5 protein-coding genes are annotated in these 6,950 nt (G+C 67.8%); 1 reads left to right on the top strand and 4 read right to left on the bottom strand.

From position 1 onward, the window contains the following. Positions 1-190 precede the first annotated feature (190 nt). From ACWFR4_RS43410 to ACWFR4_RS43400, 3 genes are all read right to left on the bottom strand, one after another. Positions 191-739: a TetR/AcrR family transcriptional regulator gene (locus ACWFR4_RS43410; RefSeq protein ID WP_453656980.1), complete on the bottom strand. Its 549-nt coding sequence runs from the start codon at positions 737-739 to the stop codon at positions 191-193. Between the two features lie 728 nt (positions 740-1,467). After that, a complete protein-coding gene (locus ACWFR4_RS43405) occupies positions 1,468-2,970 on the bottom strand; it encodes an MFS transporter (RefSeq protein WP_453656979.1) in 1,503 nt (500 codons plus the stop codon). After that, on the bottom strand, positions 2,967-4,235 hold the full coding sequence (locus ACWFR4_RS43400; RefSeq protein ID WP_453656978.1) for an amidohydrolase family protein: 1,269 nt from the start codon (positions 4,233-4,235) through the stop codon (positions 2,967-2,969). Before ACWFR4_RS43400 ends, ACWFR4_RS43405 begins: the two co-directional genes overlap by 4 nt. Positions 4,236-4,516: 281 nt before the next feature. On the opposite strand from ACWFR4_RS43400, the gene ACWFR4_RS43395 reads away from it, so the two are divergent. Continuing rightward, positions 4,517-5,272, top strand: coding sequence for an enoyl-CoA hydratase-related protein (locus ACWFR4_RS43395; protein ID WP_453656977.1), 756 nt, complete (start codon positions 4,517-4,519; stop codon positions 5,270-5,272). Between the two features lie 67 nt (positions 5,273-5,339). Here the strand turns inward: ACWFR4_RS43395 and ACWFR4_RS43390 are convergent, their stop codons facing one another. Continuing rightward, entirely contained in the window at positions 5,340-6,944 is a 1,605-nt protein-coding gene (locus ACWFR4_RS43390; protein ID WP_453656976.1) for a class I adenylate-forming enzyme family protein, read from the bottom strand. Positions 6,945-6,950 lie beyond the last annotated feature (6 nt).

Here is a 6,950-nt window from a genome sequence, read left to right as displayed (position 1 = left end):
TATGTGACTATTCCTCACCGGGCGCTGCGGCCCGTTTTCTTACGTGCGCTCCGCGCCCGTTGCCGCGGCGATGCTGCGCATCGCCACCACAGGATGCGATTCCTCCCGGGGGTGAACCCCCGGGGTTCCTCGCAAGAGCACGCTGAACGGTGCCTGTGTCGTGCGGTGCCAGTTTCACGCCTGCCCGGCATCAGGACTTGGGCCGCATCCCTGTGGACGCGATGTCGATCATACGTCGGCGGACCTTCGGATCCGTAGCATCCTGCTCGCGCGCCACACAGCCGACCATCAGAGCCCGCATGTCAGCGACGGCGAGGTCGGCCCGGACGGAACCAGCCCGCTGAGCCGCAGCCAGCAGCGCCGCTTCCGCCGCGGCCAGCCTGCGGGACTCGTCGGTAACGGCGCTGGGAATGTCGAATCCCGCTCCGCTCATCCCCTCGGTCAGTCCCCGATTCTTCCGAACCCGGTCGACCAGGTAGGCGAAAAAGTCGAAGAACGCCTCAGCCGGGTCTCTGGTGTCCGCCAGGCGGCATGCCTCGTCGGCGAGTTCGGCAGTCAGCATGCGGGCGATCGCCTCGTACAGGGACTCCTTGGTCGGAAAGTGCCGACTGACCGTTCCGGTACCTACCCCGGCCCGGCGGGCGATCTCCGCGACAGGGACGGACAAGCCGTCGCGGGAGAACACCTCACGCGCCGTCTCAAGGATGCGCTGGCGGTTTCGCTGGGCGTCGGCGCGCACGGTGGAACCTTTCCGGTTCAATATACGGGTTGAGCATCCCGCATATTCAGATAACCGGGACTCTTGTCCCGATTATACCGTCGGCACACCCGCAGCGCCCTCTCCTCCCCGGACGACGGCCCAGGGCCCCGCGCGGTCGAGGCCGCCTGCCCGCGCGACCGAAAGCTGCTCCGCCTACGGCGCAAGGAGCGATTGACCACGCCGGACATGGCCACCCACGCTTCCAGGACAGGCGACCGCGCTTCCCAGTTGCCTCCATCATTCCGCACCCCGGCGTCCGCACACTCCTCGCGGGGTACGGACTCTCGCTGGTGCGGTCCACACCCGCGACGCTCAGCATGCTCATCGCCGGAACCGTGTGGCTGGTGTGCAGCTTCGGCGGCGTCGAGAACACGACTCTGCGGCTGGCCCCGCGGCATGGTCTTCCTGCCGGTGCCGCATTGAGCCTCGCTGTCTCTCCGGCACCTGACGTGTCGGCCTCCTGCCTCACGGGAAGTGATCACGAAGCAGCCGTGACGTGGGCGGCAGGACGGGCGGTGCCGAAGGACCCGACTGCGCTTCCGGGGCGCTCGTCACACCTGGGGCTTCGCGCTCTACCTGGCAAGTGTCGTTGGAGGGCATCAAGTAGACCCAGAACCTACCGACGGATTACTTGTTCCCTGGTGTCCGCAGCAGGAATACCGGGCCCACAAGGACAGGGCGTTCCAGGCCCAGGCCCTACTGGCTGATCACGCCGGGGAGCGGCTCGTCGTAAGGTCGGAGCAGGCAAGTTGCCGGTCTAGGACCGTCATCAGCAGGACGACGGTTCCGATCCCGATGAGGATGACCGCGACTCGGTGTATCCCTGCGTCCCCCACCTGGGAGCGGAACGCGGTGCCCGTGATCGTCGCCGCGGCGATCGATCCGACGTAGCCGAAGGTCCGCAGCAGGCCGGACGCGGTGCCGACCTTCTCGGCCGGAGCCTGCTGGTACAGGGCCGTCTGGTTGGTGACGTTCCCGAAGCCCGCCACCAGGCCGAACACCACGGTGACGCCGATCAGCACCGGTAGGGGGCTGCGCCGGTGGAGGAAGAGCATGCCGACCGCGCCGAGGACGAGTGCAGCCGCCGAGACGAGCAGCGACGGCCACAGCCTGTTGTAGTACGACACCACCCTCCCGGTCACCGCGGACAGCACGCCCATCGGGATCAGGACAAGTCCTGCCTGGTACGCGGACAGGCCACGGGCCTCCTCGATCCACTGCGTGAGCCCGTAGAGAACCACGTAAATGCCGAGCAGGGTGAGGCAGTAGCGCACGTAGGTACGGGTCAAGGGTGTGTTGGACACGAGCAGCCGTACGTCGAGGAACGGGTTGCCTGCGCGAAGTTCGAGGATCACCAGTGCCACCGCGGCGAGCACCGACAATCCCAGCGCGATGGCGTTGATCCCGGGCAGCGCCATGAGGAAGACGAGCAGGGCCGTGATCGAGAGGCCGAAGAGGATCACGCCCGGCAGGTCGACCCGGCCGAGCAGGTCCCGGATCGAGTGCCCGCGGATCGACTCGGTGTCCTTGGCGATCCACAGCATCGCCGTCACGAAGGCGATCGCCGCCACCGGCACGTTGATCCAGAAGACCGCGCGCCAGTCGAACCAGCCGACCAGCGCCCCTCCAAGGGCGGGTCCGATCGCCAAGGTTGCCGCGCTGGTGGTGGTCAGCCCCCCGATCACCCGGCCCGGCGGCCCGTCGAGGCCGGCCTCGCTCGCCCGGCGACGGATCAGCAACATGGCCGCCGGGTAGCCCGCCGACGTACCGAGGCCGATGAGTATCCGTGTTACCACCAAGGTCGCCATGTTCGCGGCCAGCCCGCCGATGACGCCTGCGGCCAGCACGACAGTGATGCCCGCCAGGAACACCCGCCGCGGGCCGAACTCCTCCGAGAGGCGGCCCGCGATGGGCTGGGCGATCGCACTGGTCAGGTACAGGCACGAGATCAGGACCACGGTCTGTCCGACGGGGACGTGCATCGCCACCGCGATGGAGACCAGCGCCGTGGCTATCAGCGAGCTGTTGACCGGGTTGAGGGCTGCGCCCATGAACAGGGGCGTCACGAAGCGCGCACTGAACGGCCGCTCATGGTCGGGCTCTTGGCCCGCGGCCGGCTCGACGGTGCGACGGCTCGTGGCGTGGCCCCCGTCGCCCGTCGTCGGGGCAGGGCCGCCGTGGTAGCGGCCCCGCTGTGGGCGACCTGTCACAGTGCGGCGAGATCGATGTTGTAGACGTGCGCGGCGTTCTCGCTGAAGACCTTCCGTCGCATGGCGGCGTCGACGCCCTTGAACGTCGGTGCCGTGCTGCGCAGCGGCTCGGGGAACAGGCAGGTCGGGTGTGGGAAGTCGGTCTCGAACATGCAGTTGTCCACGCCGAGGCGCTCGATCGAGTCGATCAGGCTGGGGCCGGACTCGAACCAGAAGCAGGCGTACATCTGCCGCCGGAAGTACTCCGAGGGGAGCAGCGACAGGCCGTCGGCCGCGTTCTCGTCGGCGTGGTAGTCGAGGGCTTCGAGCATGAATGGCAGCCAGCCGATGCCGCTTTCGACCGAGACGACCTTCAGCCGGGGGAAGCGTTCACATACCCCGGACAGGATCATGTTTGCGACGATGCGCGCATTGCCCATCTGCAGCATCGCGGAGCCGACGGCGAGCTTGCTGTTCGGGCTCATCGACGGCCAGGGCGAACCGCCGTTGTAGGTACGCTGCGTGGCGCTTGCGCCGCAGTGGAAGTTGATCGGCAGCTCGAGGTCCTGCAGGTGCTGCCACATCGGGTCCCAGTACGGCTCGGCAAGGTCCGGCAGGCCCTGGTTCTGCGGGTCGGCGTTGGTGATGACGCCCTTGAGCCCGAGTTCGGCGATGCGCTTGATCTCCGCCACAGTACGGTCGATGTCCCACCACGGCAGCAGGCCCATGCCGAGCATCCGGCCGCCAGACTCGCGCTGCATGTCGGCCATCGCGTCGTTCCAGATCTGCACGATGGACATGCGCAGGTCGTGGTTGCTGATGCGGAAGAAGTTCTGCCCACCGAAGCCCACCACGTTCGGGAAGACGATCTGCGCGCTGACTCCGAGCTGATCCATCATCGCCACGCGCGGGCCGACGAAGGACGCAGCCAGCGAGGACTCGTCGAGCGGCCACTGCAGGAAAACACTGCCCTTGACCTTCTCGTTGTTGCGGTTGATCACGCTGCCGGCGCCGGCGGGACCGAGGACCTGGTGCTCGTCCACGACCCACATCGGCGCCTTGTCCACCGGCCCGGTGGTCCCCAGCTTGGCGACCTGTTCGCGCATCTCGTCGGTGAGGTCCGGGGCCAGTACGACGCGCGGCACCCGCTTGCTCAGCGCCCGCGGCGCCCGGGACGTCCACAGGTCCGCTGGCTCCGTCAGGTGGGTGTCCACGTCAATGACCTTGATACCCCGCATCGACTCGTCGACCTCATCGAACAGAGCCGTCGTCGCCTCAACAGTCACCGCACGCCTGCCTTTCGACTGGATGTCAATACCGGTACACCCAGGGGTACCGGAGCTGAGTGCGACCTTAGGGCAGCCAACGACCCTTAGACAACAGGTACGTTGAAAAGAGCCGACACTCGCACCTCTCAGATGGTGACATCGGCTCGCGCAGGCGTCACTTGAGCTGCTCAATGCGCGGTGAACACCGCGAACTTGGTATCAGATCCTCAGGCCATACATCGTGCAGCTTTCTCAACGTCTACGTTGACATAGATCGGCGGCAGGAATACCTTCACCGCATGCCCGGACTCACAGTGACAACGCGGGAGCGCATCGCCGAGGTGGTCATCGACCGGCCCCCGGTCAATGCTCTCTCCCGCGACACCTATCGAGAGATCAAGCAGGTCTTCGACGGCTTCCGCGACAGGGATGACGTCTCGGCCATCGTGCTCACCGGAGCCGGCGACCGGGTCTTCTGCGGCGGCCGCGACATCCACGACCTCAAAGTCGAACGCTCCGAGCCCCCTTCGGCCCACGTCGGCGACCCCTACCACCTCACCCGCGAAGCGTTTTTCGCGATACGGCACTGCGCGGTTCCAGTGATCTGCGGCGTCAACGGGGCTGCGGTGGGCGCCGGGGTCGCCCTGGCCGCGGTCAGCGACATCGTCCTGGCCGCACGGTCGGCGACCTTCGCCCTTACGGAGATCGACGTCGGCGTCCTCGGGGCGGCATCCTTCGCCCAGTGGATGGTCGGTCCGGGCAAGGCGCGGCGGATGTTCTACACCGGTCAGCGCGTGCCAGCCGCCGAGATGTACCGCCTCGGCGGGATCGAGGCCGTCGTGGAACCCTCTGAACTTCTCACCGAGGCACACGCGTTGGCGAAGGAGATCGCCGCCAAGGACCCGGTGGCCATCCGCATGGCGAAGGCCTCGGTGGTCCGTACCGACACGCTCCCGCTGGAGCAGGCGTACCGGACCGAACAGGACTACACCCGCCACCTGTCCGCGTACGCCAACTCGGCCGAGGCGATCATCCGGTTCGTGGACAAGCCGTAGCGGCCGGCGTACGGACTGCGGGGTGGGGCGGCGCGGGCCGCCCCACCCCGTTTCGTCGCGCCCGAGCTCACTCCCCCGCGGCCAGGAGCGAGTCGCGCAGCCGGAACTTCTGGATCTTGCCGCTCGGCGTCGTCGGGAACTCGGTGACGAAGTGGACCTGGCGAGGCACCTTGAACGACGCCAATTCGGCCGCCACGCGTTCGCGCAGCTCGTCCTCCGCAACGCCGGCACCGCCGCACACCTGCACCCAAGCGTGGCCGACCTCGCCCAGGCGCTCGTCGGGCACCCCGAGCGCCGCCGCACGCAGCACGTCGGGGTGCGACTGGAGCACCGCTTCGACCTCGACCGGGTCGACGATCTCGCCGCCCACCCGGTAGCTGTCGCCGCTCCGGCCGATGAAGGTGACATTGCCTGTATCGTCCATGGACGCCATGTCCCCGGTCCTGAACCACCCGTCCCCGTCGAACGCGTCCGCGGTGGCCTGCGGCAGTTCGTGATACCCGGACAGGATCGACGGGCCGCGCATCAACAGCGCGCCGGGGGTGCCGCTGGGCACCGGAACTCCGCTCGTCTCGTCGACGATTCTCGCCTCCATGCCCGCGAGCGGACGCCCGACCGTCCGCAGGGCGATCTCCGGCGGATCGTCCGGGTCGGCCACCATCACCAGGGCCGCGGTCTCCGTCATGCCGTACGGGTTGAGGCACACCACACCCATCGTGTCCCTGACCTTGCAGCACAGGTCGTACGCGAGCGGGGTGAAGGCCATTCGCACGGTGGCGAGATCGGTCGTCTCGAGCGCCGGGTCGTTGAGCTGGTCGATGTACGTCGTAGGGATGCCGTACATGACCGTCGCGCGCTCCTGCTCGATCAGCCTCAGCGACTCGGCCGCGTGGAACCGTTCCATGAGGATGAGGCGGGCCCCGGCCCGTGTCCACATGAGCAGGCCGGCGACGAGAGCGTAGATGTGGAACAGCGGGAGGTAGAGCACGAGTACATCGCGCTCGCTCAGCCTCAGATGCTCGATCCCGGCGGACAGCATCATCACGAAGCTGTGGGTGTGCACCGCCCCCTTGGGACGTCCGGTCGTGCCCGACGTGTACAGCATGATCGCGGGGTCGGTTCTGCTCAGGGCGGGCAGCGATGCCTCGGCCGGCGCGGTACGGATGAGGCGGTCCCATGCCAGGACGTCATCGGACGCGTCGGGCCGATCGCCTCCGTCGACAGCCACGATCGTGAGCGTGGTGTCGACGGCGTCCCGTATCTGACGTGCTGTCGCCAGATAGTCGCGCTTACGGTATTCGCCGCGCACCACAAGGACCGATGCTCCGGACTGGCTGACCTGGTACTCGAGTTCCGGGGCCGAGAGGGCCGTGTTGAGCGCCACCACCACCGCGCCCGCGTAGGCGGCGCCGAAGAATGCGATCGCCCAGTCCAGGCCGTTGGGTAGGCACAACGCCACCCGGTCGCCCTTGCGGACGCCCAGCTCGATGAACGCACCCGCCGCGTTGCGCGCGCGACGTTGCAACTCCCCGTAGGTGCAGCGGTGTTCGCCGTCCACGAGGGCGACCCGTTCGGCCCAGTTGGCGGACGCGGAGTCGAGTACGTCGCCGATGGTGGAAATCGGGTCGCCGCGACCGGGGGCGGGCGAGGGCCCCTTCTTGCCGAAGTCCATGCCGGT

It is taken from the genome of Streptomyces sp. NPDC055140, from assembly GCF_053607285.1.
The sequence above is the reverse complement of the archived record's forward strand: the minus strand, read 5'-3'. Positions and strand labels throughout refer to the sequence as shown.